Here is a 26,326-nt window from a genome sequence, read left to right on the forward strand (position 1 = left end):
ACTGGTGCTTTGCCCGGCCCCATGACGGTGGCGCCCCCTGCCGCCGGGCGGGACATCGGCTCGCGCCACGGAAACAGACCGTGACTTCCATCCACCGGAATCCTCGCGCCCGTCCCGGCCCGGCCTGACATCTCGCCTGACATGCAGAGAACGCGCCGAAGCTCTTTCCAGGCGCCCCGAAAATGGGCATAGTGAGGCCATCAAGCGCGGGAGGAGGGGCCGTCAAGGCGGTGCAAGCCTGCCGCAGCGTTGCTCACCGTCGCCTGCCCCTCCTGCCCGTTCCATATGAACATTTATCCATTTTGTACGAGAAAGCCATCAAAAGGCCGTATATGTCGCTTGCTGGTGGCGCCTCGCGCACCGCATAGTGGATGGCGCTGACACTTTCTGAGTCCTTCCCAGGACAGGTGCAGCGCGGGCCGTGACGACCACGACCCGCGGCGTGCCGGCCTTCCATCCGCACGGACGTTTCGGCACACGGCCTCCCGGTGCATTCGCGGCCGGCCACGACACACGGTCGGGCAGCCGTGTCACGGCCTGCTCCCTTTCTCGGGAGGCCCCCGCCGGGGCATGGCATGCACGCCGGCGGGGACCACGGCCTTCGCTTCAGGAGGCCCGGACGGCGACCTTCCCGGCCTCCGCGAAGGGTGCGGGCGCGGCGCGGCGCAGCACCGCCAGGCTGACGACGAGGGCGGCGGCGAGCAGCCCGGCCGCGACCACGAACGCCAGCCGGTACCCGCCCGCCAGCGCCGCAGCCTCGGAGGCCCCGGAAGTGAGCATGGTGCCGGTGCGCGAGGCGGCCAGCGTGGACAGGACCGCGACGCCGAGCGCCATGCCGATCTGCTGGGTGGTGTTGAACAGCCCGGACGCGAGGCCCGCGTCGTCGGCCTTTGCGCCCGACATGCCCAGTGCGGTCAGCGCGGGCAGCACCAGCCCGCCGCCCGCGATCAGCACCATGACCGGGAGCAGGTCGGTGACGTAGGCGGCCTGCACGGGCACCCTGGTGAGCCAGCCCATCGCGAGCAGCAGCAGCACCAGACCGGCCGCCAGGACGGCGCGCTCGCCGAAGCGGGTGTTGAGCCTGGCGGAGACGAACAGCGACACCGCGCCGATGGCGACCGCCGCGGGAAGCATCGCGAGCCCGGTCTGCAGGGCGCCGTAACCGAGAACCTGCTGCATGTAGAGGGCGACGATGATCTGGAAGGCGAACATGGCCGACAGCGACAGCATCTGTACGAGGTTGCCGCCGACGACGCTGCGCGAGCGGAGGATGCGCAGGGGCATCAGCGGAGTGCGCGCGGTCGCCTGGCGGGCGAAGAACCCGGCCAGCAGGAAGGCCGCCAGTGCTCCGAGGCCCAGCGTGTGGCCGGACAGCCAGCCGTACTCCTCGATCTTGACGACCGTGTAGATCCCGAGCATCAGACCCCCGGTGACCAGCACGGCGCCGAGGACGTCGGCACCCGCCGCCAGGCCCGGGCCCCGGTCCGCGGGGAGCGCCTTGACCGCCAGCGCGACGGTGGCCAGCCCGATGGGCACGTTGATGAAGAAGATCCAGTGCCAGCTCAGCGTGTCGGTGAGCACGCCGCCCAGCACCTGGCCGATCGACGCACCGGCGGCTCCGGTGAAGCTGAAGACGCCGATCGCCTTGGCCCGCTGTCGCGGGTCGGTGAACAGCGTCACCAGGATGCCCAGCACCACCGCGGAGGCCATCGCGCTGCCCACGCCCTGCAGGAATCGCGCGGCGATCAGCAGCTCGGGGCTGGTGGCCGCGCCGGCGAGCAGGGAGGCGGCGGTGAAGACCAGATTTCCGGCCAGCAGCATCGCCTTGCGCCCGAGCAGGTCGCCCAACCGGCCGGCCAGCAGCAGCAACCCGCCGAACGCGATCAGGTAGGCGTTGATGGTCCAGCTCAGCCCGGCGGGGGTGAAGCCCAGATCACTCTGGATCGCGGGCATGGCCACGGTCAGGATGCTGCCGTCGAGGATCGTCATGAGCATGGTGACCGACAACACGGTCAGGGCAAGACGTTGGGATTGCGACATGGCTACTCCTGTTCGAAGCGGAACAAGAGAAACCGTAGCAGATAGTTCCGTTGCAGACGATCCCTTACGGACCTATTGTCGGGCCCGGCGCGCCACCTGCGGCGCCTCCACGGGGGTGGACAGGTGTCCTTCGACCAGCAGGCCCAGCGCGTTGAGCAGCGCCTTCGCCGCGTCGGCCGGCAGCGAGTCCAGGGCCGCGCGGTGAACGCCGTCGACGACCTCCTGACTGCGCCTGGCCGCCTCCTTGCCCTTCTCGGTGACCGCGATGATCCTGGCCCGCCGGTCAGTGCTGGACGGGCGGCGCTCCGCCAGCCCCGCCCTCTCCAGGGCGTCGACCGTGACCACCATCGTGGTCTTGTCCATGTCGCCGATCTCCGCGAGCTGGGCCTGCGTACGCTCCCCCTCGACGGCGTGCACGAGCACGCAGTGCATGCGGGCCGTCAGCCCGATCTCGGCGAGCGCCGCCGCCATCCGGGTGCGCAACACGTGGCTGGTGCGGTCGAGCAGGAACGACAGGTCGGGCTCCGCGCGCCGGGGCGCCATAGCAGTCATAGGTCACAGTATAGTTTCGTTGCGGATTATCTATCCGCCTGTCACCGCCCGGGCCCCCTTGACTCCCGGGCGCCGGTCCAGCTCTACGTGGACCTGTACGGCGCCCGCCCCGAACCGCTCCGGCCCCTTGAGGCGCTCAGCGGTTCCGGGTGGCGCGGCGGCGGGCAAGGACGCGCGGCGGCGCCGGCGGCCCGGACGAGCGCGACCTGAACCACCTATATGGGCGCGACGATACGCCCGTATCGTATCCGACATCCGTCACGGGACCACGATCCCGCCCGGCAGGGCCCGCGGTACCGCCGGAAGACGCTCCTCGCAGGGTTCGCCCGATCGGCGAGCCGCCCGGACCCGAAGCGTGAGAGCGGGCTCTCAGATGGGGGTGAAGTAAAGTGAGGGCATGGCGACCGGCGGGCTGCGCGAGCGCAAGAAGGCCAGGACCAGGGAGACGATCCTGCGCGAGGCGTTCAGGCTCTTCCGCGAACGCGGCTACAACGCCACCACCGTCGACCAGATCGCCGAGGCCGCCGAGGTCTCCCCCGCCACCTTCTTCCGATATTTCCCGACGAAGGAGGACCTGGTCGCGCTGGACCGTTTCCCGCCGCTCATGGAGTCCCTGGCGGACCAGCCGCCGGGCCCTCCGGTCACCGTCCTGCGCGGCGCGTTCCGGGCGGCGTTCGCCTCCGTGCCCCCCGAGGAGATCGCCGCGGGGCACGCGCGGGAGGTGTTCGCCGCGACCGTTCCGGAGCTGGTGGCGGTCAACCTGCGCAAGGGCTCCGCCCTGTTGCCGGAGGTCCACGCGATCCTGGCGGACAAGTCGGGACGGGAGGTGGGCGATCCCCGGACCCGGAATGCCGTGGGGGCGGTCTTCGGCATCGTGACGCTGGTCTGGCTGCAGTGGGCCTGGGATCCCGACCTGGACGGGCCCGCCGAGATCGACCGGGCGCTGGCGCACCTGGAGTCCGGCCTGTGATCAGCGCAGCCACCGCACGGCGAGCAGGCCCATCACGTCATTCGGCACGTTCGGGTCATGCCTCTCGAACATGACCAACGTCCTGCGCCATCGAGCGGACACGGCTTGACTTGAACTTTGGTTCAGGTTCGAGCATGGTCGTATGTCTGAAACAACAGAGCACACGAAGATCCTCATCACCGGCGCGACCGGCAACGTGGGCCGGCCGCTGGTGTCCATGCTGGTCGAGGCCGGATACACGCCACGCGCGCTGACCAGGAACCCTGGCTCGGCCCGCCTGCCCGAGGGGGTGGAGGCGGCCGCCGGGGACCTGACCGATCCGGCCTCCCTCGACGCGGCGCTCGACGGCGTCGAGGCGGTGTTCCTGCTGTGGCCGCACGTCACGGCCGAGGGAGCCGCGCCAGTGGTGGAGCGGATCGCCAAGCACGCGCGCCGGGTCGTGTACCTGTCCGCCCACCACGTGCGCGACGACCGCGAGCCGGCGGAGAACGGCGTGTGGGGCCAGGTCGAGCGGCTGGTCCAGGACTCCGGGATGCGGTGGACGTTCCTGCGCGCGGGCGGGTTCGCCACCAACACCCTGGGCTGGGCCGGCCAGATCCGGGACACGGGCGTGGTACGGGCCCCGTACGCGGGGGCGGCCCGGTCGCTGATCCACGAGGCCGACATCGCGGCCGTGGCGGCGCTGGCGCTGACCGAGGAGGGGCACGCGGGCAGGAGTTACGTGCTCACCGGCCCGGCGGTCCTCACCCAGGCCGAACAGGTACGCCTCATCGGCGCGGCGATCGGGCGCGAACTGCGCTTCGACGAGCAGCCACGCGAGGAGGCCCGCGCGCAGATGGTCGCCGCCTGGGGCGAGCCCGCCTTCGTGGACCAGTCGCTGGACTACTGGGCCGGCCTCGTCGACGAACCCGAGCCGGTCTCCCCCGCCGTGCAGGAGGTGACCGGCCGCCCGGCCCGTACGTTCCAGGAGTGGGCCGAGGACCACGCGGCCGACTTCGGGCCCGCGCGGTAACGCTCAGCCTGCGCCGACCCGGGCGAGGGTCCAGATCATCAGCGCCACGCCCGCCACCACGGCGGCGGAGATGATCGGCACCAGCGCGGGCCAGCCGCCGCGCTCGGCCAGCAGGCCGAAGAACGGCGGGCCGAGCATCGAGCCCAGGCTGCCGAGCTGGGCGACGATGCCGTTGCCGAGGTCCATGTGCGTCAGGCTGACCAGGACGTGCGGCAGGGTCGCGAAGACGATCGCCACCAGGATGCCGTTCTCGAAGGAGATGACACCGGCCCCGATGGCGGTGGTGGTGACCGAGGACTCCTCGCGGAAGGCCAGCCAGGCCGCCGGGACGATCACCACCCCGCTCAGGGCCAGCACGCTCGGCGCCACCGTACGGCGGAGCAGCCCGGCCGCGACGATCCCCCCGGCGACGCTGATGAGGGAGATCACCGAGGTGAGGGCGCCGGCGGCCGAGGCGGGCTGCCCGTACCGCTCCGTCAGGAAGGCCGGCAGCAGGACGACCACGGAGAGCGTGGCCATCGCGATCAGGCAGAAGGCGAACGCCAGCAGGACCGGACGGACCAGCGCGCCGGGCCGCGTGGGCACGCCGCTGTGCTCCGCGGACCGGCCGGACGGCAGCCGGCGCCAGGTCACCAGGGTGCACACCAGGGTGACGGCCGCGACGACGCCGAGCCAGACGCGCCAGCCGGCACCGGTGCCGACCAGCCCGCCGACCAGGGTGCTCAGGCCGATGCCGACCGGGACGAAGGTGCCCCAGATCGACAGCGCAATCGCCCGGTCCCGGTCACTGGCCAGGCGCGCGATCAGGACGGGACACGCGACGGTCACCAGCAGGTATCCCAGGCCCTCGACCAGCCGCGCGGCCAGCAGCGTGCCGAACCCCGTCGCCGCCACGCTCAGCGCGCTCGACACCGTCACCACCGCCAGGCCCGCGACGAGCATCCGGCCCGTGCCGTACCGGCGGTTCAGCACCCCGCCGGCCAGGCCGACCGCCGCGCAGATCCCGGTGATGACGGAGATGAGCCAGCCGAGCTGGGAGAGCGTCAGACCGAGCGCGTCGGAGAGCTGCGCCCCGACGGCCGAGATCTTGCCCAGGCCGAAGGCGGCCACGACGCCCGCGACGTAGGCCACGATGATCCGCGGCCAGTCCGAACCACCGGCCCCGCCGGTCTCGGGTCGCCCGGGCGAGAACCGTTGCTGATCCATCAAATAAGCCCCCTAGTGCGAGCCGTCGGCGGGATGCCGGGCACCAGACCGGCCCGCCGCCCTTCGACCACACCTTCGGGCGGGCGAACCCGTGGGTGGCAACAGCCTGTCACACGGCCCGGACCTCGGCCCCGACGCAGGGCCGAGCGGATCGGCACGCACAGCCGTCCGGCTCCGGTGGCGGTGCGGGGCCCTCCCCGCACCGGCGCGGCCAGGCCGGTCAGGGCAGCGTGCGCAGGTAGGTCGGCGGCTTGCGTACCTTTCCGGCCTGCTCGAACGCGTACCCCAGGGCGATCAGGGTGGATTCGGAGAAGCGGGGGGCCGAAGAAGGGGACGCCCAGCGGCAGCACCTTACCGGCACAGCCGGCCGGGACGGTGATCGCCGGATACCCGGAGACGGCCGGGGGCGCGGACGAGGAGACGAAGTCGCTGAAGTCGTCGCCCTTGACCAGGTGGTGATCGGGCCGGCGGTGTCCTGCCGCGCGGAGATCGGGACCACTCCGGCGCGGCTGACCAGGCCGATCGTGGGCTTGATGCCAACGACGCCGTTGATGCCCGCCGGACGGACGATTGAGCCGTCGGTCCGACAGGTTCGCCGCTTTTGCCGGAACCGGGCCGCTGCGGTCAGCCCTGGGCGGTGGGCCGGATGACGATCTCGCTGACATCGACGTCGCCGGGCCTGCCGACGGCGTACCCGATGGCGTCCGCGACGGCGGAGGCCGGGATGGCGAGCTGCTCCATCGCGGCCCGCACGGCGGCCCGCGCCTCGGCCTCGCCGCCGCGATCGGTGAGCTCCGTACGGGTGAAGCCCGGGCTCACGACGGTCACCCTGATGTCCCGGCTCTCCTGGCGGAGGCCCTCGGACAGGGCCCGGACGGCGTACTTGGTGGCGCAGTAGACCGCGGCCGTCGGGTCGACCCGGTGGGCGGAGGTCGAGGCGACGTTGACGATGTGCCCCTCGCCCCGCTCGCGCATGAGCGGCAGGACGGCCGCGATGCCGTGCAGGACACCACGCAGGTTCACGTCGATCATCTGGTTCCACTCGGCCACGCGCAGCGCGGCCACCGGTGACAGCGGCATCACGCCCGCGTTGTTGACCAGCACGTCGATCCGGCCGTGCCGCTCGTGGGCGGCTGCGGCGAAGGCTCGCACGCTGCCGAGGTCCGTCACGTCCAGCTCCCGGTGGTCGGCCCGGCCGCCGGCGGCGTGGATCTCGTCTGTCAGGGACGCGAGCCGGTCCACCCGCCGTGCGCCCAGCACGACGTGGTGGCCGTCCGCGGCCAGGCGGCGGGCGGTCGCCGCGCCGATCCCGCTGCTGGCTCCGGTGATGAGAACGACCTTGCCGGTCGGGGGCTCGCTCATGACAACTCCTGGAAAGTGATGGACGCCGGATCGCGCCGTGGGAACCAGCGTGCGGCCCCGGCCGCACCAGGAGAAGGACGCCTCTTCCTGGGTGCGGCGCACCCAGGAAGAGCCTGACGTGTCAGGGGGTGATGTGCGCGGCGGCCAGGCGGACGCCGTGGCGGGGTCACGGGACGGTGTGCGCGGCGGCCAGGCGGGCGAGGGCGTCGGCGCTGGAGCTGCCCGGCTGCGGCGTGCCGACGAGCAGTTGCTGGCCGGGGGCGTCGCGGACGTCGAACGTCTGGTACGTCAGCTCGATCCGCCCGGCCACCGGATGGACGAAGACCTTGGCCATCCGGGCGAGCCCGGCGACGCTCTGGCCCTCCTGCCACCGCGCCCGGAAGTCCGGCGAGGTCCGCAGCAACTCCTCCACGAGGGCCGCGATCCGGGGATCGTCCGGATAGGCGCCCGCGTTGAGGCGCAGGGCCTGGACGACCCGCTCCACCAGAGACGGCCATTCGACGAACACGGCCTTCGCCCGCGGATGCCGGAACAGCACCCGAACCATGTTCATCCCGGAGTGCGTCATCCCGGGGTTCGTCATGCCCGAGAAGGGCGAGAGCAGCGCGGCGGCGACGGCGTTGGCGGCCAGCACGTCGAACGCCGGGCCCAGCACGTATGCGGCGGCGGTCGGGAAGGAGTCCAGGAGCTGCAGCAGCGCCGGGTGGACCGGCTCCCGGGAGCGGTCCGGGGCCGGGCTCGGACTCAGCCGGGCCAGGCGGAAGAGGTGGGCGCGGGCGTCGACGCCGAGGTTGAGCGCCCGTCCGATCGCGTCCAGGACCGGCGCGGACGGGTTGCGCTCGCGCCCCTGCTCCAGCCGGGCGTAGTAGTCGATGCTCACGCCGGCGAGCACGGCGACCTCCTCGCGGCGGAGCCCCGCGACCCTGCGATCGCCTCCCCCGGTCAGGCCGACGTCGGCGGGCCCGAGTCGCGCGCGATGAGCCCGCAGGAACTGCCCGAGCGTGTTGGTGGCGGCGGCCGGCATGGCGCCCAGCTTACCCAGGCCGGCCGGTCGCACCTCCTGTGACCTGCGCTTACTCGGGCCGGGCGGCGTCAGGAAGCCAGGCGGCGGACCGAGTCGGCCAGGGAGCGCACGCTGCCGAACGTACCGACTTCGATGATTTCGTCCGGAAATTCGATGGAAAGTCGCTCTTCGAGCTCCGTCATCAATTCCACCATTCGCAGCGAAGTGAGCCCGACGGCCCGCAGGTCGTCGTCCGGACCCAGCTCCCCCGCGCCCATGCCGAGACATTTACCAGCGATATTCGCCACCATTTCCTGGATCTCATCCACGGTGTTACCCTACAGCAGCACTCTGTCACTCAACGAGCGTTGAAGGGTGAGGCCGCCAGTGGACGAGACCTGGGCTGACGTTCATCGTTATCCGGCCGACCCGCCGCCGAAGCGTAGTTTTGTGGAATACTTCGCGGATCACCGCAAATTCCGCAACGATGCCCCGTACATTACCGGGCAGACAGCCGAAACAGCCGTCGAAATCACCCTTTCCTATCGAGATCTCGACGTTTACAGCGGCCGTCTCGCCCACTGGCTGAAAAGCGAGCTCGGCGGCACCGGAATCGTCGGGCTCGTGCCGAAGAACGAGCTCACCTCGGTCCTGGCGATCTTCGCCCTCGTACGCGCGGGCCACCGCGTCCTGTTCCTCAGCCCCGCCGACCCCCCGGCGCGGCTGCGCCGGCAGGCCGAGGCGCTCGGCGTCACCACCGTCCTGAGGTCGGCCGCCGTGCCCGACGACGCCTACCCCGGCGCGGCGGCCATCCCCGCCCCGTACGACCTGCCCCACCGCGAGCCCCCGGCGGCACCCGTGCCCGCCCGCGACGACGAGGTGTTCTACTTCGGCACCTCGGGCTCCACCGCCGCCGCGAAGCTGGTCGCCCAGTCGCACGGCAACGTGGTCTCCAACGCCGAGGCGGTCCGCCGCCACCACGGCCTGGGCCCGGGCGACCGGCTGCTCGGCTGCCTGCCCATCCACCACGTGAACGGCGTGCACTTCTCGCTGATGGCCACCTTCATGGCGGGCGCGCACCTGATCCTCGCCGGTGCGTTCGAGCCCTTCGGATATCCCAAGCTCATCGAGCGCTTCCGGCCGCGTATCGCCAGCGTGGTGCCGAGCATCCTGGAGACGCTGGCCGCCACCTGGCGGCGCCCCGCGCTGCCCGCCGAGTTCGGATATTTCGTCTCGGCCGCCGCCCCGCTGCCCACCGCGACCGCCCGCGCGGTCACCGCCAAGCTGGGCGCCCGCGTCCTACAGGGCTACGGTCTCACGGAGACCACCAACTTCTCCGCCACCATGCCCGCCGACCTCTCCCCAGAGGACATCCGGCGTTTCCTGACCGAAGCCGATATTCCGTCGATCGGCGTCGCCGTGCCCGGTAACGAGATGGCCGTGCTGGCCGAGGACGGCACCCGGGCGGGGGTCGGCGAGATCGGGGAGATCTGCGTGCGCGGCCACAACGTCATGAGCCGCTACGCGGGAAACCCGGCGGCCACGGCGGCGGCCTTCGCGGGCGGCTGGTTCCACTCTCAGGACCTCGGCTTCGAGCTGCGTGACGGGTCGGGGCGCGCCTTCTTCTGCGTCACCGGGCGGCTGAAGAACATCGCCAAGGTGGGTGGCGAGTCCGTCTCGCTGGAGGAGATGGAGAAGGTCCTGCGGGCGGTGCCGTACATCCAGGACGCGGCGTGCGTGGCGCGCCCGCACCGCTATCTCGGGGAGGAGATCATCGCCGCGGTCGTGCACACGAAGGACGCCCCCGAGGCGGTCGACGTGCGACCGCACCTGCTCGCCGCCTTCGCCCGGAGCGTGGTGCCCAGCCGGGTCGTCCGGCTCGACGCGATCCCGCGCACCGCCACCGGGAAGATCCGCCGCCCGGACCTCACCCACCTGCTGAGCTCGTCATGACCGTCCCGCCAGCTCGGCCACCAGGCGGGCGGCGCGTTCGGCGCCGCCGGCCGCGGCCATCCGGCGCCTGAGCGCCAGGCACGCCTCCCGGTGGGACGGGTCGCGCAGCGCCTGCCGCACCGCCCGCTCCAGCAGCCCGGCGTCCATGGTGGCGAACACGTCGTGCGGATCCCAGAGCGCCACCGCGGCCCCGGCGGAGATCGCGATCTCGGCGTTCGGTATCTGGTCGCCGGCACCGGGCACCGAGACCATCGGCACGCCGGCCAGGATGCTCTCCGCGGTGGAGCCCGTCCCGTGGTGGGTGATGAAGGCGCCGGCATGGCCCTCCAGCAGTTCCCGTTGCGGGAGGAAGGCCCTGACCACGAAGTTGTCCGGCCATTTCGGCTCGTCAGCCGCGGCCAGCACCGACCCCGTCGCCGCCACCACCAGCAGGTCCTCGCGGTCCCCAAGCGCCGCCGTCAGCCGGTCCAGCAGGGCCATGAGGTAGGCGCGCCCCGTCGGAGCACCCCCGACCGGCGAGTCGAACCTGAAGTCGGTCAGCACCGTGCCGAGCGAGAACAGCACGATCGACCGTCCGTCCCGCCTGGCCCGGTCCAGCAGCGCGTACGGAAACTCCGCGGCGAACCGGTCGTGCGCCCCCGAGCCGGCGGACGCCGCCCCCGGGACGCCCCCGTCGGAACGCCGGCCCGGAGCCGCCACCGGCTCGGGCGTGAACCTGACCGCGCCGACCGACGGCCCGACGAACTCGCAGGTGGCCTCGAACCGCGACAGGCAGGCACGCAGGCGCGGCATCATGACCGCGTCCACCCTCCGCGACAGCGACTCGACCGCCGTGACGATCGACAGGTCCCCGGAGGGGAAGAGCACCGGCAGAAATCCCTCCCCGAGCAGGTCGAGCCCGTAGAGCTCGCGGTAGCGCTGGTTGGCCCGGCCGAGCTCCGCGTGCGGGCCACCGTGCTGGACCGCGAAGTGCTCCCCGAGCACCCCATATCCGGGGAACGTCACCAGCGACGCCGACGGCAGGCCAAGGGCGCGGGCGGCGACGAGCCCGTGCACGCAGAAGACGTCGTAGAGCACGACGTCGGGGCGGAACGCCGCGGCCCGCGCGGTCATCTCCTCGATGATCGCGAGCGGCCTGACGAAGCTCTTGAACGCCAGCTCCGACATCGACGCCGGCACCGGGCCGGCCGGCGGGGTGTCGATGGGGACATGGCGAGCGCCCGCCGCGGTGAAGGTTTCAGTGAGGGCGGCCGCCCCGAAGCTGCGCACCTCCGCCACCTCGGGACGGGTGGCCAGGGCCGCGACGACGGGCAGGAGCGGGTTGACGTGCCCGATCGCGTCGATCGGGAAGACCGCGACCTTGACGCCACCGGCCGGCGCCGCCTGGCCCGCCCGCGGCGTCCCCGCCTCAGGCATCCCCGCCTCGGGCGACTCCATCTCGGCGGTCACACGAGCGGAAGCGGTCTGCGGACCTGGATGGCGGGCTCGATCCTGGGTGTGCGGTAGTCGCGGCCGTTGCAGAAGGCGCACGCCCGCAGATGCGTCGACCTCCCGTACAGCCGCTGGAGGTCGGCCCGCAGTTCCGCCCCCGCCCGGTCGCCGGTCAGGTCCACCACATCGGCTGAATCCTCCGGGATCGCCCCCAGATTGGTGCCGTTGGCCGAGAACGGGCACCGGTAGAGCTTGCCGTTGAGCAGGGTCAGCACGTCGTTGACACAGCAGTTGCGGAACATGTCGTCGAGCTCGGCGGCGCTCCGCTCGACATATTTGATCCGCCCCGAGTCGGTCCACACCGGGATCTTCGTCAGGTGGACGACGCCGTTCGCCTGGAGCGTCTCCAGCAGCTCGTCATGCTTCCTGGAGTGCCGGCCGTAGTTGGTGATCTCGACGACGACCTTGTCGTGCTTGAGGCATTCGAGGTTGTCACCGCGCGGGACGATGGTGGCGTTGGTGTAGATCACCACTTTGTCGACCTGCTCGTAGCCCGTCAGCTTGGTGATGACCCGGTGCACGCGCGTGTTGACGAACGGCTCCCCGCCCAGCACGCGGAACTCGTAGATCCCGTCGATGGCGGCCATGATCCGGTCGACCGCACTCTCCAGCAGGTCGAGGTCGCTGTGCCGGGGCTTGGCGTAGTACTGCATGAGGTTGGAGCAGTCCTGACACTTCATCGAGCACGCCTCGGTCACCACGACGTCGAGATATTTCAGGATCAGCAGGTCGTCGCCGGCCTCCTTCGCCTTCAGGCACTCGCGCTTGTGCAGGGCGACCTTGCGCTCGATGAACACGAGGTCCATGCCCGTGTCCGAGCCGCCGAAGTCGAAGCCGTCGAGGAGCCCGACGCAGTCGTGGAGATCGGTGAACCCCATCCCACGCAGGCGCGCGGTCATCGTCGCCAGGTAGTTGCCGCAGAGGAAGACGCAGGTGTCCGACGGGAGTCCGGCCAGGTGCTCGGGCGCCCGGATCTCCAGCCCGCGCAGGGTCTGCCCGTGCTTGACCCGCCGGCCGTCGGAGAAACAGGTGACGCGCACCCCGAGGCGGGTCAGCGCGTAGTGTGCCAGCACGCCGAGGTCGCCAGCGCCGAAGAGCACGACGGGCCGCCCGGTCGCCGCGAGCTCGGCCACCAGCTCCGGCACCACGTAGGTCTGCATCGAGGTCCCCTGCCGTCACAGGCTCTTCTGGAGATGTACGTGGCGCCGCCCGGTCTCGTCGGTGTGCACGGGGCCGTGCTGCAGGAAGCCGAGCCGCGCCAGCATGGCCCGGGTGCCGGTGAGATCGGGATTGGCCTCCGCTCGCAGCGCGTCGGCCCCCGACGCGGCGGCCAGCCGGACCGCCCTCCTGACGCACCGGGTGCCGGCCAGGGAGCCCGCGGCCAGCAGGTCTGGCCGGACCGCGAGCCTGCTCAGGTAGGCGGGCCTGGAGGCGGGCGGGTAGGCGGCCAGGTCCAGGCCCGAGGGCGGCGCCTGGCTCAGGGTGAACATCGCGGCCGCCCGCCCCCGGCTCCTGAGCACGTGCACGCACCCGCTCGACACCCGCGCCCGGGTGGTCTCGATCCGCCGCTCGGGCGCGGCGGTCCCCGAGTGCTCGGCCTGGTAGGCGTCGCAGGCGACGAGCAGCGCCTGCAGTTCGTCCGCGTCGCCGCCGATCTCCCAGGACCAGTCCGGTCCGCCCGAGCCGTTCATGCCTGCTCCGCCGCACTGCCCGAGCCGGTCATGCCTGCTCCGCCGAACTGCCCGCATCGTTCATGCCTGCTCCGCCGCCATGGGCGGCCTGACGACCGTCATCCGCTTCGTGGAGTCGATGGGCATGTGCGGCACGCCGAACGCGAGCAGCTCCAGCGGCTGGTCCACCGCGGGGTCGGTCTTGACGCCGTGCGGGTAGTCGGCCGGCACGTAGACGGTGTCGCCGGCGGCCATCTCGTAATCGACGCCGTCGACGTGGATGTAGCCGCGCGAGCTGAGCACGTAAAGGATGTGCGCGCCTGGGTGGGTGTGCAGCTCGAATTCGGCGCCACTCTCCATTTTGATGCGATCCGCACCGACGGATATTCCCGGTCCGATGATCTCGGCCGCGCCGGATGTCCCCCTTATCCCTTCTAGCACGGTTCCGTCGGAGCTGTGGAGAAAGCACTCCGGACGAGTAAAGACATTTCGGATGTGCTTGCCCGGGTCGAACAGCACCTCGTTTTCCCCGAGCCCGACGGTGGAATTCCCGTTGAGTGGCATGGTTCGCATGCTAGTCGGCTCGCGAGCGCACAACAATCACGCCGGTCGTTATCGGAGCCGGTGGCAATAGCGATTTATGCGGATAAAGCGCAGCGGGAAATCTCACCCGACCACGGTGCGCTTGTCCCCTTCGATCACGATGGCCTGCCCGTCCCGCAGGGCGATGAACGGAATGTGGTGCTCGATGAAGTAAGCGACCGAGCGGTCGATCTCGGCCGACTCCACATGGTCTGATTTGTAGTGCGGCGCGATGACATACGGGAGGATGCCCAGGCCGTCCCAGTTCAGGGTGGTCTCTTGGTAACCCGCGGGGACGAGGCGCGGGTCGTCGATCTCCCCGTCGATGCCGCGCAGGGTCGGTCCGAGCATGCAGGGCCCGGCGCTGTAACCCGCGTAGACGACGGCGTCCTCGGCGAGCAGCCGCTTGATGACCTCGTCGGCGCCGCTGTGCTGGAAGGCCCTGCGCAGCACGAAGGCGCTGCCGCCGCGGACGTAGATCAGGTCCACCCCGGACAGCACCTCGGCCAGCGCCTCCTGCCTGCCGAAATACTCGCGCAGGTCGACCTCGAAGGGCCGCAGCCCCACGCCTTCCAGCTCGTCCAGCTCCCGCTTCAGCGAAGCCCGGCGGGCCTCGTCGTCCTTGTAGTCGTCGGCGTTCAGGATGAGCGCCGTGCGCCGGCCCTCTCCGAGCAGCCGCAGCAGCTCGTCAGGGCGGTTGCCGATGCGGAAGGACGACAGGTAGAGCCTCATCGGGCGGTCAACTCCTCGCGGTACGGAACTCGTGGATCGTACGGTGCCGGTAGGTCGCCCCGGGATCGAGCCGCACCGGCGGGAAGTCGGGCCGGTTGGGCGCGTCCGGCCAGGCCCCCGTCTCCAGGCAGAGCCCGGCCCGGGGGCTGCGGTAATGGTCGGCAGAGTACACACCCATGCCCGGCTGGTCGGTGATCACCCGCATGGCCCGCCCGCTGGCCTCATGGGACAACTCGGCGGCCCAGGCGGGATCGTCCAGCACGAAGAAGTCGTCCAGCCTGCTCCCGGCCAGCGGCCTGGGGGTGGTGTGGTCGAGCCGCGTGCCGGTGATGTCGCGCGGCGGGCCGGCCACCGGGATGAGCTCGTCGTCGAAGGCCACGACGCGGCGGGAGTTGACGGCCAGCCGGTGGTCGTCGATGGTCTGCGGCCGGCCGGCCAGGTTCCAGAAGGCGTGGTTGGTGAGACCGGCGATCGTGGGGGCGTCGGCGGTCGCGCAGAAGTCGAAGGTCAGCCGGCCCTCGCGGTCGATCTCATAGCGGGTCTCGGCCGTGAGCGTGCCGGGATATCCCTGGTCACCGTCCGGGCTGCGCAGCCGCAGCCGCAGCACGAGCCGGTCGTCGCGCGACTCGGCCTCCGCCCGCCACACCTGGCGGTCGAACCCCCGCGTGCCGCCGTGCAGGTGGTGCTCGCCATCGTTGCGGTCGAGCTCGTGAACGACGCCGTCCAGCGTGAAGCGGCCGCCGGATACGCAGCGGCAGTAGCGGCCGACGGTGGCGCCGACGTAGGCGTTGCGCGTGGGGTCCTCGTACGCGTCGAGGCTCGGCAGCCGCAGCACGACGTTGCCGGGCCGGCCGTCCCGGTCCGGGACGAGCACCTCGACGAGCGTGGCCCCGTACGTCCACACGGTGATCGCGAGACCGCGCCCGGAGTCGAGCGTGTACGCCTCCACCTCGGCGGACTCCCCGGCCGTCCTCCCCACGGCAGTGCGTACGATCTTCACGGCCGCCCCCCGGCGGGCTGATCGTGTGGCACGTCGGACCATCCCCTCGCTGAACAGGCATGACGCGGGCGATCCCCGGGGACCGGACAGGCATGCTGAGATTCGGAGTTCACTCAGGCCAGCAGTACAGCACTTTCGGCGACTGTCTGGAGCTCTGGCAGCGCGCCGAGGAGCTCGGATTCGACTGGGTGTCCGTCTTCGACCACTATCGGCCGCCACTCGGCGGGCCCGACGGCCCCTGCTTCGACGGCCCGGCACTGCTGGCCGCGCTCGCGGCCCGGACCAGCAGGGTCAGGTGCGCGATCCTGGTCTCCGCGGTCACCTGGCGGCACCCCGCCACGGCCGCCGCCATCGCCGCCACGATCGACCACGTCTCGGCCGGCCGCCTGGAGTTCGGCCTCGGCGCCGCCGGGCCCGACCTCGCCTACGAGCAGTACGGCCTGCCCTTCCCCGACGCCGGCGTCCGCCTCGACATGCTGGAGGAGGCGTGCCAGGTCATGCGCGGCCTGTGGGGCGGGGGGCCGGTCACCTTCCACGGCGAGCACTACCGGCTCACTGGCGCCTGCCTGCGGCCGCGCCCGCTCCAGGAGCGCCTGCCGCTGGTGATCGGCGGCGGCGGCGAGCGGCGCACGTTGCGCGTCGCGGCCCGGCACGCCGACGTCTGGAACACGCTGGCGGGCGACCTGGCCGGCTACCGGCGCAAGGCGGAGCTGCTGGCCCGCTACTGCGCCGAGGAGGGCCGCCGGCCCGCGGAGATCCGCCAGTCGGTGACCTTCAGGGCCGTGCTCGCACCGACCGAGGCGGACGTCGCGCGCCGCCGCGCCGAACGGCTCGCCCTGCTCCCGGCGGACTCTCCCGACCTGGCGGAATATCTCACGTTCGGCACTCCGGAGCAGTGCGTCGAGGATCTGCTCGGCTACGCCGGGCTGGGGGTGCGGGACTTCCTGCTCGGCTGCCGCCCGCCGCTCGACTGGGAGACGATCGAGTTGTTCGCCACGCGGGTCGTTCCCGCCGTACGGGCGCGGCTGGCGCAATAGCTTTTACCGATAAATAGGCAAATATCAGCGCTAAAAGTCCGCCGCTGACAAGGCGCGTCAATGGAAAATGCTCGACTTGGCAGATCCGACCCGGATAACATGCCTGGGTTCCCGGGGGGTGTGACACATGCTTCATGGTGCATTCACAGAGAATTCGACCGACAAGCATGTCGCATTCAGGCGCGACCTGCTCGACAGCGGCAGGGTCCTGCCGCCGCCCCCGACACCCGTGACCCACGCGACCGCCGCCGATTTCCTGGACGGCCCCGTTCACGACGCCCTGCGCAATCTGGCCGCCACGGGTTCGGCCGTCGTCCAACTGGACGAACCCCTCCCGACACCGCGGTTTCTCGCTTTCGGCGAGCTGCTGGGAAAGGCCATGCCGGAAACGGATCCCGCTGTCCAACCATATGTGGAAAACGGCGTCATCTTGCAGCTCCGCCGCGAGCACGCGACCACCGCGGACGTTTCCCTGCAACCCTTCGCCACCAACTCGCTTTCGCTGCACACGGAGAGCAGCGGCAGAAAGGCCGAGGAGCAGCCTCGATACATCGTGCTGATGTGCGTGGCCCCCGGCGGCGACCCGACCGCCGCCCAGACGGTCCTGGTGCCCATGACCGCCATCGCGGAGGCGCTCGCGCCGGAGTCGCCGGCCGTGCTGGCACGCACCCGATATCGGAGCAGCACGGAAGGGCCGCGCATCCTGCGGACGGTGGACGGCCGCCGGGTCTTCTCCTTCCGCGACTTCCTCTCCCAGCCGCTGCACTGGGCCCACCTGGGCGACGCGGACGAGGCCGCGGTCAACCGGAGCATCCTCGACCTGCTGGCCGCCATGTACGGATCGACCGCCGCCGGCGTCCACTGGTCCCGCGGAATGATCGTGGTCATCGACAACGCCCGCTACTTCCACGGCCGTACGGCGAGCCCCGCCGAGGCCGCGGCCACCGACTCCCCGCGCCATCTCAAGCGCCTGCGCATCACGTGATCGAAGGACCACACTTCATGCGGCTATTCGAAACCGTACGTCCGGCCTGCCCGCCCGCGCCTCCCGCCCCGGCTCCGGCCGCCGCGGGCCCGGACGGGTTCGCCGGTGGCTTCGTGCCCACGGTCGACGAGCGCATGCTCGACGTGTACTCCCGCGCGCGCGACCCGGAGGATCCGCTCGAACTGCGCGACCTGTGGCTCGGCCGGGTGGAGTGCGAGCTGGGGGCGCGGGGCCACCGGCCGGCGCTGGCCCGGATGTGGCGCACGGCCGCCCCGCTCCGCAGGGTCGAGCCCGCCGACGTGCTGGGCTCGCGGGCCACCGTCCGTTTCGTCAAGGAGCTGTTCAACTGGTTCTTCCGCGACGACCTCTACGGCGACCTGCGCCCGCTGGCCACCCACATCCTGTCCGGGGGATCGATCGACGAGCAGGCGTGGGGGCTGCCGCAGACGCTGAAAGACTGCCTCCGCCACGCCCTCGACCTCGACTGGTACGGCTACTCCGACTCGCGCGGCCGCCGGCCGGTGCGCGAGGCCGTGGCAGCATACGAGAACGCGCGCATGGAGGCCGCCGCCTACGGGCCGGAGAACGTGGCGATCACCCTGGGCGGCACGTTCGCGGTCAGCTCCCTGGCGGACTTCATCCTGCACGGCGCCCCGGCGACCGGCTCGCCCGCGCTGTGCGCGATCCCCAACTATCCGCCCCTCGTCGAGACCGTGGCCCGCCGCTCGCAGGTGCGGCTCGTCCCGCTGCCCTCGCGCGCCGGGCAGACCTCGCTCCAGCCGCTCATCGACGCGCTGTCGCCGGACACCCCGATGGTCCTGCTCCAGACGGTGGGCAATCCGACCGGCGCGGCCGTCGTCGAGGCGGAGCTGGCCAAGCTCGTCCGGGCCGCCTCCCCCTCGACGATGATCGTGCTGGACGAGTGCCACGAATGGCTCGGCCCGCTCGAACCCTGCTCGGCCGACCGGGCCGCGTCCAACGTCATCCGCGTCTCCAGCCTGTCCAAGACCTGGTCGGCGCCGGGCATGAAGGTCGGCTGGCTGCTGGCGGACGGGCGGTTCGTCGCCGACTACTACGAGTACGCCTCCACCACCTTCGGCGGCCCGCCGTCGTTCTTCTACACCCTCGTCGAGGTGCTGGCCCGGATGGAGCGCTGGCTCCTCACCGGCCTGGAGGAGCCGGCCGCCGCCGAGCTGGCCGAGTTCGAGCCGGACTACGGCCTGCGGCTGGACACGCTGAGCGCGGCCTACCGCTCCTACCGGGCCGAGCGGCTGTCGCGCGACAGCGGGCTGAGGACCCTGCGCGCCGTGGCCAGCCGCGGGCTCGCCCAGGTCCCCGTACGCGTGCTGGAGCCGCACTACTCCATCAACACCATGGTGGAGTTCACCGGCTGGGACGACTCCTATCGCTGCTTCCGCGACCTGTTGCACGATTGCGGTGTGTCGGTATTCCCGGGCATCCTCACGTTCTGCTTCGCCGGGGGGATCGCCCGCATCACCAGTTCACGCCGCGAGCAGGACCTCCTGGCCGCCCTCGACCGGCTGGAGTCCGCCCTCGCGCCTACCCCGAAGCGCTGAGGCCATGTCCAAGCTGATCATCGGGATGGTCCACCTCAAGCCCCTGCCCGGCACGCCGTACCACCAGCAGGGCAGCCTGGAGGACACCCGCCGGACGGCGGTGGAGTCCGCCCTGGCCCTGTTCGAGGGCGGTGCCGACGGCTGCCTGGTGCAGACGGTCGAGCGCGTCTACCGGGTGGACGACGAGTCCGACCCCGCCCGGACGGCCGCCATGGCCCTCGTCGTGAACGAGATCGTCCGGGCCACCGGCCCGCGCTTCCAGGTGGGCGTGCAACTGATGCGCAACGCCATCAGGGCCTCGCTCGCCGTCGCCGCCGTCACCGGCGCCGCGTTCGTCAGGGCGGGAGCGCTGGTCGGCATGACCCTCACCGAGCACGGGATGGTGACGGCCGACCCGATGGGCGTCATGGAGTACCGCCGCCGCATCGGGGCGCAGGGTGTACGCATCTTCGCCGACGTCGACTCCTCCCACTTCACCTGGTACGGCGGCGGCAAGCCGGCAGCGGAGGTGGCCAGGGCGGCCATGAAGGTGGGCGCCGACGCCGTGGTGCTGGGCCACGCCGACGAGGACAGGACCCGGCGGCTGATCGCCTCGGTCCGCGCGGCGGTGCCCGGCGTGCCGATCATCCTGGCCGGTCACACCGATCACGGCAACGCGGCCCGGCTCCTGGCGCTGGCCGACGGCGCGTTCGTGGGCACCTGCCTCGAACCCGGCGGCTGGGGCGGCGTCATTGACACCAACCTGGTCAGGGACTACGTCGAGATCGTCCGGGGCATCGAGTGAACCCCGAGGTGCTGATCCGGCAGGCGGCCCGGCTCGCGGACGACCTGCGGGAGTTCGCCGGCCTGTTCGCCCGGCGGGCCGGCGACCTGCTGAGCGGGCCGGAGCGAGCCTCGATCGGGCAGGTCTACCTGGTGGGCCAGGGCGACTCCTACCACGCCGCGTGCGCCGCCGAGCCGGCCTTCGCGTCGATCGGCGGGGTGCCGGGCCGGGCCGCCGGTGCCTTCCGGTTCTCGGCCTACGACTCCCGGTGGGCGCACCGGGGCGGGGCGGGGCGGACGCTGGTGGTCGCCGCCAGCGCGTCCGGCCGCACACCCGCCGTCCTGGCCGCGCTCGAACGGGCCCGGGACGCCGGGGCGCTCACCGTGGCCGTCACCGGCACGCCTGGCTCGCCCGTGACCGGGGCGGCCGAGCGGGTGCTGGCCGTGGACCTGCCCGGTCAGGAGCCGTCGCCCGGCGTGCGTACGTACCAGGCGAGCCTGCTCGGGATGCTGCTGATCGCGGTCCGGCTGGGCGGGGCGGAGGCCCTGCACGGCGAGCTCGCCGCGCTCGCCGGGCCGGTGGCGGCCACGCACGAGGCCACCGGCCCGCGCGCCCGCGCGGAGGCCGAGCACGCCGCCGGGTCCCCCGGCGCCGCCGTGCTGGGCAGCGGGCCGAACCACGGGACGGCCATGTTCGCGGCGGCGAAGCTGGTCGAGTCGGCGGGGCTGCCGGCCGTGGGGCAGGACCTGGAGGAGTGGGCGCACGTCGAGCGCTGGGCCCGCCCCCGGGACACGCCGGTATACGTGCTCGCCCCGCCCGGCCACGCGCACGGGCACGCGGGGGCGATCGCCGCGCGCGCCCGCGAGCTCGGGAAACGCGTCGTCGTGGTGGCCGAACGCGGCGACGCGGCGGCCACCCGGGCGGCGCACGCGACCTTCGAAGTGGCCGGCCGGGCGCGGGAGGAGTTCTCCCCGTTCCTCTACCACGTGTTCGCCGTCCACCTGGCGGCGCGGGTGGCGCAGCGGCTGGGCAGGCGCCCGTTCCAATCACGCCCAGAGGAGAACCATTGAGCCCGACCCTTTCCGCCCTCTTCGAGGAGCAGGCCGCGCGAACGCCCGACGCCCCGGCCGTCCACCACCCGGACGCGGGCGTGGAGATCAGCTACCGCGAGCTGTCCCGCGAGGCCGACCGGATGGCTCAGGCGCTGGTCGCCCGCGGCCTGCCCGAGGGGGGCGTGGTGGCCGTCTGTCTGCCGCAGGGCGTGGCGCGCGTCGCCGCCTTCCTGGCGGCGGGGAAGGCCGGCGCCGCGTACACGCCCATGGATCCCGCGCATCCCGCGGCCCGGCATCGGTTCATCGCCGAGGACAGCGGCGCCGCTGTCGTGGTCACCACGGAGGACCTCGCCGGGCACTTCCCCGGCCTGCCGGTGCTGCGCGCCGACGCCGACCGCGCGGAGATCGCGGGCATGCCCGCGGCACCGCCGTCGCCCGGCCGGCACCACGAGGCCGCCATCATCTACTACACGTCCGGGACCACCGGCACGCCCAAGGGCGTCCTGGTGCCCCACCGGAGCATCGCGCACTTCCTCTCCAGCATCCGCGACCCCGGCCTGACGCCGTCGGACCGGATGGCGCAGCTGAGCAGCCCGGCGTTCGACGCGAGCACCTTCGAGATCTACGGGCCGCTCACCAGCGGCGGCTGCCTGGTGATCGTGCCCCGCGACCTGCTCACCGACCCGGCCGGGCTCGGGGAGGCGGTCAGGCGGCACGGCATCACGACGATGTTCCTCGCGACGTCGGTGTTCCACGAGATCGCGGCCACGGACCCGACGGTCTTCGGCCCGCTGCGGCTGCTCGTGGTGGGGGGCGAGGCGATGGACCCGCGCAGGGCACGCGACGTGCTGGCCGCGGGACCAGGGCGTTTCCTGAACCTCTACGGGCCCACCGAGACGACCACGTTCGTGATCTGGCACGAGATCACGGAGATTCCCGACGACGCGCGGTCGGTTCCCATCGGCCGGCCGATGGGCCGGGTGCGGGCCCACGTCCTGGACGAGGATGGGCGGCCGGCGCGGGAGGGCGAGCTGTGGCTGGCCGGGCCCTGCGTGGCCCTGGGGTATCTCAACCGCCCGGAGCTCAGCGCGGCGGCGTTCGTGCCCGATCCCGGGGTGCCGGGCGAGCTGATGTACCGGACGGGTGATCGGGTGTGGCTGCGGGCCGACGGGTTGCTGGAGTTCGCGGGGCGTACGGACCAGCAGGTGAAGATCCGGGGACACCGCCTGGAGCTGGGCGAGGTCGAGGCCCGGTTGCTCGCGCACCCGGAGGTGGCCGGCGCGGCGGTCGCGGTGCTCGGCGAGGGGGCTGAGGCGCGGCTGGCCGGGTTCGTCGTGCCCGCCCGCGGGGTGGGCGGTGACTTGCCCGGCCGTCTGCGTGCTCACCTGTCCGAGCTGGTGCCGTCGTGGATGGTGCCCGTGGTGACGGTGATCGACCGGCTGCCGCTGACGTCGCTGGGCAAGGTCGACCGGGCCGCGCTGGTGCGGCTCGCCGGGGCGGCACCCAGGGCCGTGGCCGGGGTGGCCGGGGTGGCCGGGTTGACGCCGCTGGAGAGCTGGCTGGCCGAGGTGTGGACGGACCTGGTGGGCGCCGCCCCGGCGGGGCCGGACGACGACTTCTTCGCCATCGGCGGCCACTCCGTCCTGGTCGGCCGGCTGCACGCGAGAGTCCGCTCCGTGCTCGGCGCGCAACCGCCGATGCGCTCGTACTACACCCACACCAAGCTCTCCGACCAGGCCAGGATGCTGCGGGAGCAGGACACCGGGCGCGATCTCGACGCGCTCGTCTCCGCGCTGGACGCCGGCGAGCCGGCGGAGGGGCGGACCCGCTGATGGAGCCGGTCGTCCTGTGCCGGGACGCCGCCGAGTTCGCCGCCCGGGCCGGCGGGTGGACACCGGACCGGCCCTTCCCGCTGCTGGCGGGTCCCGCGCTCGACAGGTACCGCTCGCTGTTCCCCGGCGGCCGGTTGCCCGTGGCCGAGCGGACCCCGCGGCCCGGCGTGGTGGTCTCCGTCGGCGACGGGGCGGCGGCGGCCGGCCGCATGCTGGCCGTGGCCACGGACCGCGAACACCACCGGGTCGAGCCCGAGCGGCTGCTGAAGGAGCTGACCGCGTATGTGGGCGAGCTGGTCGCCGTGGTCGGCCTGGCGGAGGACCTCACCGCCGCGGGCGACTGGCCGGGCGAGTCGGGCGCCGGCGTCGGCGTGCTGGCCACCCGCGACCTGCCGTCGCTGGCCTGCCTGGTGTACCGGAGCCTGACCGTCGACGCCGTCGGCGACGACCGCCTCCTCGTCGCCTCGCACCCCATGCTGGAGGACTCCGAGCTGGCCGACACGGTCGAGTTCGCCGGCCTGGACGTGGTGCGCGAGCGCAGGCTGAAGGTGGTGGTGGTGCGCGCGCTCGGCAAGGAGTGCTCGGTGGCGCTGCCCGACGGCATCATCTGCGGCCGCTCCGACCCGATCGACGGGCCGCTGCTGCGCTTCGAGCCGCGTTACCGGCACATGCCCTGCATGAAGGGAGAGGGCTGCCATCGCGCCGACCTCCCCGAGGAGCGGCGGCTGCGCGCGGCCGACCTGCACGCCACCCTCGTGTTCACCCACGGCTGCGGCTCCATCGGGGTGGGCGCCAACATCTATCCCAACCACATCGCCCTCGCCCTGGGCCTGCTGGAGGGCACGGCCGTGGCGGTGGTGGGCGCGATGGGCGTGCACATCGTGCAGCGCAGCGCCCAGGGCGAGTTCGAGGCGGCGCTGGCGGACGGGCTGCCGCTGGGCCGGGTCGTCGAACGGCTGGCGGCCCGGGTCCACCCGATCAACGGCTACCTCAACCGGTTCGGGCTGCTCGGCGACCCCGGCCTGGTGGTGTCGTGGCCGGGCCGGGCGGGCGCCGTCAGGACCACGCCCACCCGGCGCGCCGACGAGTCCGTCGTACGTAGGCTGGCCCAGCTCAACAACGTGGTCCTGCCCCGGCTGGAGCGGCTGACCTGGCTGGAACCCGTCGTGGACGCCGCCGCGGTGGCCGGCCTGAACGAGCGGGTACGCGACCTGTCGGCCGACCTGATCGCCCCCGGCCTGTCGGAGGCCGTCACACAGCTGGAGGACGACGTCGCCGGCTTCCAGCTCCGTACCGTCCGGGACGTGGCCGGCAGCATCTACGTCTCCGGCTGGAACTACGGCGGACCGTCGCTCGACGGGCTCCGGCAGGTCTCCCAGCAGGACCGGACCTGCCCGAACTGCGGCCGGGACACCGCCGTCCTGGTGACCCTGCGGCACGCCGTTCACGACCGGCTCACCGTGCGGACCCTGCAGTGCCGCAGGTGCGGGGACATCTGGTGGACCAGCGAGGACGGGGAGCCGGAGGTGGTGCTGCACGGCCCGGTGGACGTGGACGCCCGCCGGGGCAGCGTGGCCGGGCTGACGAGGGAGATCCGCAACGGGAGTGGGGAGAGGCTGCGCGGCGGCATCGGGTTCGCCTTCGCGATGCGGAAACAGTTCGGGCTGCCGCCGGAGACCAGCGCGCCCGTCTCGGTCGCCCCGTACGGGACGGCTTCCTACACGGCGGACATCGACCTGGTCACCTACCGGCCCAGGCCGGACGTGCACACGTCGGTCTTCGTCGCGATCCTCAACGGCCACTACCTCGCCTCGGCCCTGATGATGCGCCTGTCTTGACCGCTCACCGGGCGCGCAGGCCGGTGAGCAGGTCCGCCAGCTCGCTCACCACCGCGCGCCCGGCCGGTGCGTCGACCACGTCGGTACGCCAGCGGGCGGACAGCGTCCAGCCGCCGTCGGGCTGCGGCTCGACCTCGACGATCAGCGGCGCGGTCGTCCGGGGCGCCCGGACGCGTACCGGCTCGACGGTGATCTCCGTGCCGCCGAACGGGCCGGCCTGGCGCGGCGCCTGGAGCCCGACCATCACCTCGTACAGTGGCCGGCGCGCGGTGCCCGGCCGCAGGGCGCGCACGACCCGATCGTAGGGGGTGCGCGCGTGCCGCAGCCCCCGGAGCGCCATGCGAGCCGTCTCCTGGACTCCCTCCCCCGGACAGCCGTCCCGCGCCGGCGCGAAGGGGAAGACGATCGGGTTGACGAAGCAGCCCACGACCGGGTCGAACACGCCCTCGTAGCGGCCCGACGAGACGGTGGCCAGGTTGAGCCGGCCGGCGTCGAAGACGCGTCCCAGCGCGCGGGCCGTACCGTGCAGGACCGCGGCCAGCGGGAAGCCACCCCAGGTGCGTACGGCGGCCAGCAGGTCGTGGGTGGCCGCGGGATCGAGCGCGATCTCGTGCTCCTGGCGCGGGGCCTGCTCGGTCAGGTCGGAGGCGGGCAGCAGGGCGGGCGGCGGCGAGCCGAGGAGGTCCCGCCAGAAGGGGAGGTCGCGGGCCGCCCACGTGTCCACCATGTCGTGCTCCCACTGGGCGTAATGGTGGTAGCCGGGGATCGCCGGCCAGCGGGGCGGCCGCCCTTTCGCCCTGGCGGCGTGGGCGGCCCCGAGCTCCCGCAGGAGGATCGGCTCGGACTGCCCGTCGAAGACGATGTGGTGCAGGCTCAGGCAGAGCAGCCACGCGTCCGGCCCGAGCTCGGCCAGCCGGGCCCTCAGCGGGGGCTGCCGCTCCAGGTCGAAGGGCTGTTCCCACCAGCCGGCGCAGAGCTCGGCCGCCGCCTCGCCCGCCTGCCGCCCGGCGGGGGCGGGGACGGGTCCGTCCAGCGGCGAGCGGCCGGGGTCGGCGGGCAACACCCGTTGCACGGGGCCGAGCTCGTCGTCCCAGCAGTGGACGGTACGCAGGATCGGGTGCCGCTCCACCACGTCGTCGTAGGCGGCGGCCAGCGCCCCGGGGTCGAGCGGCCCGGACAGCAGGTACGCGAGCACCACGTGGTTGTCGTCCTGGGCCGGGGCGATCCCCTCGTCCAGCAGGAACCGCTGCTGAGCGTGCGAAAGCGGCACCGCCTCGCCCGCCCTGCCCCCGGGCAGCGCCTTTTTCGCCCCGCCGGCGGGCACCGGCTCCCCCGCCCCACCCCCGGACACCCGCCTCCGCTCGATCAGCCGGGGGAGGGAGCCGCTGCCGAGGACGTCGGGCACCCGCACGTCGATGCCCAGCCGGACCGACAGCCGCATGGCCACCCGCAGCGCCTGCTCCGCCGTCAGCCCGGCGGGGTCGAGCGCGGCGGCGGCGCCGAGCCGCCATCTCGCCGTCAGCTCGTCCAACTCCGCCAGCAGCGACGGCACGGACCTCGACCCCTCACCCACCGGCGGCGCGAACCTCGTACCGTCACCCAGCGGCGGCACGGACCTCGTACCGTCACCCACCGGCGGCACGGGCTCCTGTCGTCGACCAGTCATCCG

General features: G+C 72.5%; 24 protein-coding genes. 10 read left to right on the forward strand and 14 right to left on the reverse strand.

Annotated elements, in window-relative coordinates; genetic code table 11:
• Nucleotides 1-606 precede the first annotated feature (606 nt).
• Nucleotides 607-2,040 carry an MFS transporter gene (locus tag ABGB18_RS20025; RefSeq protein ID WP_347697053.1) on the reverse strand — a complete coding sequence of 478 codons (1,434 nt, stop codon included), beginning with the start codon at nucleotides 2,038-2,040 and terminating at the stop codon, nucleotides 607-609.
• 72 nt (nucleotides 2,041-2,112) lie between these two features.
• Nucleotides 2,113-2,592 carry a MarR family winged helix-turn-helix transcriptional regulator gene (locus ABGB18_RS20030; protein WP_347697054.1) on the reverse strand — a complete coding sequence of 160 codons (480 nt, stop codon included), beginning with the start codon at nucleotides 2,590-2,592 and terminating at the stop codon, nucleotides 2,113-2,115.
• Between the two features lie 397 nt (nucleotides 2,593-2,989).
• On the opposite strand from ABGB18_RS20030, the gene ABGB18_RS20035 reads away from it, so the two are divergent.
• Both ABGB18_RS20035 and ABGB18_RS20040 read left to right on the forward strand, forming a co-directional pair.
• The gene (locus ABGB18_RS20035; protein ID WP_347697055.1) at nucleotides 2,990-3,562 is read left to right on the forward strand and encodes a TetR family transcriptional regulator; all 573 of its coding nucleotides are present in this window, start codon (nucleotides 2,990-2,992) and stop codon (nucleotides 3,560-3,562) included.
• A 142-nt stretch (nucleotides 3,563-3,704) separates the two neighbouring features.
• The gene (locus tag ABGB18_RS20040; protein ID WP_347697056.1) at nucleotides 3,705-4,574 is read left to right on the forward strand and encodes an NAD(P)H-binding protein; all 870 of its coding nucleotides are present in this window, start codon (nucleotides 3,705-3,707) and stop codon (nucleotides 4,572-4,574) included.
• A gap of 3 nt (nucleotides 4,575-4,577) precedes the next feature.
• Here the strand turns inward: ABGB18_RS20040 and ABGB18_RS20045 are convergent, their stop codons facing one another.
• From ABGB18_RS20045 to ABGB18_RS20065, 5 genes are all read right to left on the reverse strand, one after another.
• Nucleotides 4,578-5,780: an MFS transporter gene (locus ABGB18_RS20045; protein WP_347697057.1), complete on the reverse strand. Its 1,203-nt coding sequence runs from the start codon at nucleotides 5,778-5,780 to the stop codon at nucleotides 4,578-4,580.
• Nucleotides 5,781-6,000: 220 nt separating this feature from the next.
• The gene (locus tag ABGB18_RS20050) at nucleotides 6,001-6,408 is read right to left on the reverse strand and encodes an amidase family protein (protein WP_347697257.1); all 408 of its coding nucleotides are present in this window, start codon (nucleotides 6,406-6,408) and stop codon (nucleotides 6,001-6,003) included.
• The gene (locus tag ABGB18_RS20055; RefSeq protein WP_347697058.1) at nucleotides 6,405-7,142 is read right to left on the reverse strand and encodes an SDR family oxidoreductase; all 738 of its coding nucleotides are present in this window, start codon (nucleotides 7,140-7,142) and stop codon (nucleotides 6,405-6,407) included. Before ABGB18_RS20055 ends, ABGB18_RS20050 begins: the two co-directional genes overlap by 4 nt.
• A gap of 166 nt (nucleotides 7,143-7,308) precedes the next feature.
• Entirely contained in the window at nucleotides 7,309-8,166 is an 858-nt protein-coding gene (locus ABGB18_RS20060; protein WP_347697059.1) for a helix-turn-helix transcriptional regulator, read from the reverse strand.
• A 68-nt stretch (nucleotides 8,167-8,234) separates the two neighbouring features.
• The gene (locus ABGB18_RS20065) at nucleotides 8,235-8,474 is read right to left on the reverse strand and encodes a phosphopantetheine-binding protein (RefSeq protein ID WP_347697060.1); all 240 of its coding nucleotides are present in this window, start codon (nucleotides 8,472-8,474) and stop codon (nucleotides 8,235-8,237) included.
• A gap of 121 nt (nucleotides 8,475-8,595) precedes the next feature.
• On the opposite strand from ABGB18_RS20065, the gene ABGB18_RS20070 reads away from it, so the two are divergent.
• A complete protein-coding gene (locus ABGB18_RS20070) occupies nucleotides 8,596-10,098 on the forward strand; it encodes a class I adenylate-forming enzyme family protein (protein ID WP_347697061.1) in 1,503 nt (500 codons plus the stop codon).
• Here ABGB18_RS20070 and ABGB18_RS20075 read toward each other — a convergent pair.
• The 6 genes from ABGB18_RS20075 to ABGB18_RS20100 all read right to left on the reverse strand — a co-directional run bounded on the left by ABGB18_RS20075 (nucleotide 10,093) and on the right by ABGB18_RS20100 (nucleotide 15,573).
• Nucleotides 10,093-11,547 (reverse strand): glycosyltransferase, encoded by a 1,455-nt coding sequence (locus ABGB18_RS20075; RefSeq protein WP_347697062.1) that lies wholly within the window; start codon nucleotides 11,545-11,547, stop codon nucleotides 10,093-10,095. The genes ABGB18_RS20070 and ABGB18_RS20075 overlap by 6 nt on opposite strands.
• A complete protein-coding gene (locus tag ABGB18_RS20080; RefSeq protein ID WP_347697063.1) occupies nucleotides 11,544-12,749 on the reverse strand; it encodes a 4Fe-4S cluster-binding domain-containing protein in 1,206 nt (401 codons plus the stop codon). The genes ABGB18_RS20075 and ABGB18_RS20080 overlap by 4 nt, the downstream gene beginning before the upstream one ends.
• 15 nt (nucleotides 12,750-12,764) lie before the next feature.
• Nucleotides 12,765-13,280 (reverse strand): hypothetical protein, encoded by a 516-nt coding sequence (locus ABGB18_RS20085; protein WP_347697064.1) that lies wholly within the window; start codon nucleotides 13,278-13,280, stop codon nucleotides 12,765-12,767.
• Nucleotides 13,281-13,340: 60 nt separating this feature from the next.
• Nucleotides 13,341-13,823 carry a cupin domain-containing protein gene (locus ABGB18_RS20090; RefSeq protein WP_347697065.1) on the reverse strand — a complete coding sequence of 161 codons (483 nt, stop codon included), beginning with the start codon at nucleotides 13,821-13,823 and terminating at the stop codon, nucleotides 13,341-13,343.
• Nucleotides 13,824-13,925: 102 nt separating this feature from the next.
• Entirely contained in the window at nucleotides 13,926-14,573 is a 648-nt protein-coding gene (locus tag ABGB18_RS20095) for a Type 1 glutamine amidotransferase-like domain-containing protein (protein ID WP_347697066.1), read from the reverse strand.
• Nucleotides 14,574-14,580: 7 nt separating this feature from the next.
• Nucleotides 14,581-15,573, reverse strand: coding sequence for an aldose epimerase family protein (locus ABGB18_RS20100; protein ID WP_347697067.1), 993 nt, complete (start codon nucleotides 15,571-15,573; stop codon nucleotides 14,581-14,583).
• 92 nt (nucleotides 15,574-15,665) lie between these two features.
• Between ABGB18_RS20100 and ABGB18_RS20105 the strand changes: the two genes are divergently transcribed.
• The 7 genes from ABGB18_RS20105 (at nucleotide 15,666) to ABGB18_RS20135 (ending at nucleotide 24,657) form a co-directional block, all read left to right on the forward strand.
• Complete coding sequence (locus ABGB18_RS20105; RefSeq protein WP_347697068.1) at nucleotides 15,666-16,610, forward strand: LLM class flavin-dependent oxidoreductase; 945 nt, start codon at nucleotides 15,666-15,668, stop codon at nucleotides 16,608-16,610.
• Nucleotides 16,611-16,737: 127 nt separating this feature from the next.
• Nucleotides 16,738-17,595, forward strand: a complete 858-nt coding sequence (locus ABGB18_RS20110) for a TauD/TfdA family dioxygenase (RefSeq protein ID WP_347697069.1) — start codon at nucleotides 16,738-16,740, stop codon at nucleotides 17,593-17,595.
• Between the two features lie 17 nt (nucleotides 17,596-17,612).
• Entirely contained in the window at nucleotides 17,613-19,172 is a 1,560-nt protein-coding gene (locus ABGB18_RS20115) for a pyridoxal phosphate-dependent aminotransferase (protein ID WP_347697070.1), read from the forward strand.
• Between the two features lie 4 nt (nucleotides 19,173-19,176).
• Nucleotides 19,177-19,956 carry a BtpA/SgcQ family protein gene (locus tag ABGB18_RS20120; protein ID WP_347697071.1) on the forward strand — a complete coding sequence of 260 codons (780 nt, stop codon included), beginning with the start codon at nucleotides 19,177-19,179 and terminating at the stop codon, nucleotides 19,954-19,956.
• Nucleotides 19,953-21,005: an SIS domain-containing protein gene (locus tag ABGB18_RS20125; protein ID WP_347697072.1), complete on the forward strand. Its 1,053-nt coding sequence runs from the start codon at nucleotides 19,953-19,955 to the stop codon at nucleotides 21,003-21,005. The genes ABGB18_RS20120 and ABGB18_RS20125 overlap by 4 nt, the downstream gene beginning before the upstream one ends.
• Complete coding sequence (locus ABGB18_RS20130) at nucleotides 21,002-22,819, forward strand: non-ribosomal peptide synthetase (protein WP_347697073.1); 1,818 nt, start codon at nucleotides 21,002-21,004, stop codon at nucleotides 22,817-22,819. The genes ABGB18_RS20125 and ABGB18_RS20130 overlap by 4 nt, the downstream gene beginning before the upstream one ends.
• Entirely contained in the window at nucleotides 22,819-24,657 is a 1,839-nt protein-coding gene (locus ABGB18_RS20135; protein WP_347697074.1) for a hypothetical protein, read from the forward strand. The genes ABGB18_RS20130 and ABGB18_RS20135 overlap by 1 nt, the downstream gene beginning before the upstream one ends.
• A 4-nt stretch (nucleotides 24,658-24,661) precedes the next feature.
• Here the strand turns inward: ABGB18_RS20135 and ABGB18_RS20140 are convergent, their stop codons facing one another.
• Entirely contained in the window at nucleotides 24,662-26,323 is a 1,662-nt protein-coding gene (locus ABGB18_RS20140) for a condensation domain-containing protein (RefSeq protein ID WP_347697075.1), read from the reverse strand.
• Nucleotides 26,324-26,326 lie beyond the last annotated feature (3 nt).

This window comes from Nonomuraea sp. B12E4 (genome assembly GCF_039871825.1).
GTDB lineage: Bacteria > Actinomycetota > Actinomycetes > Streptosporangiales > Streptosporangiaceae > Nonomuraea.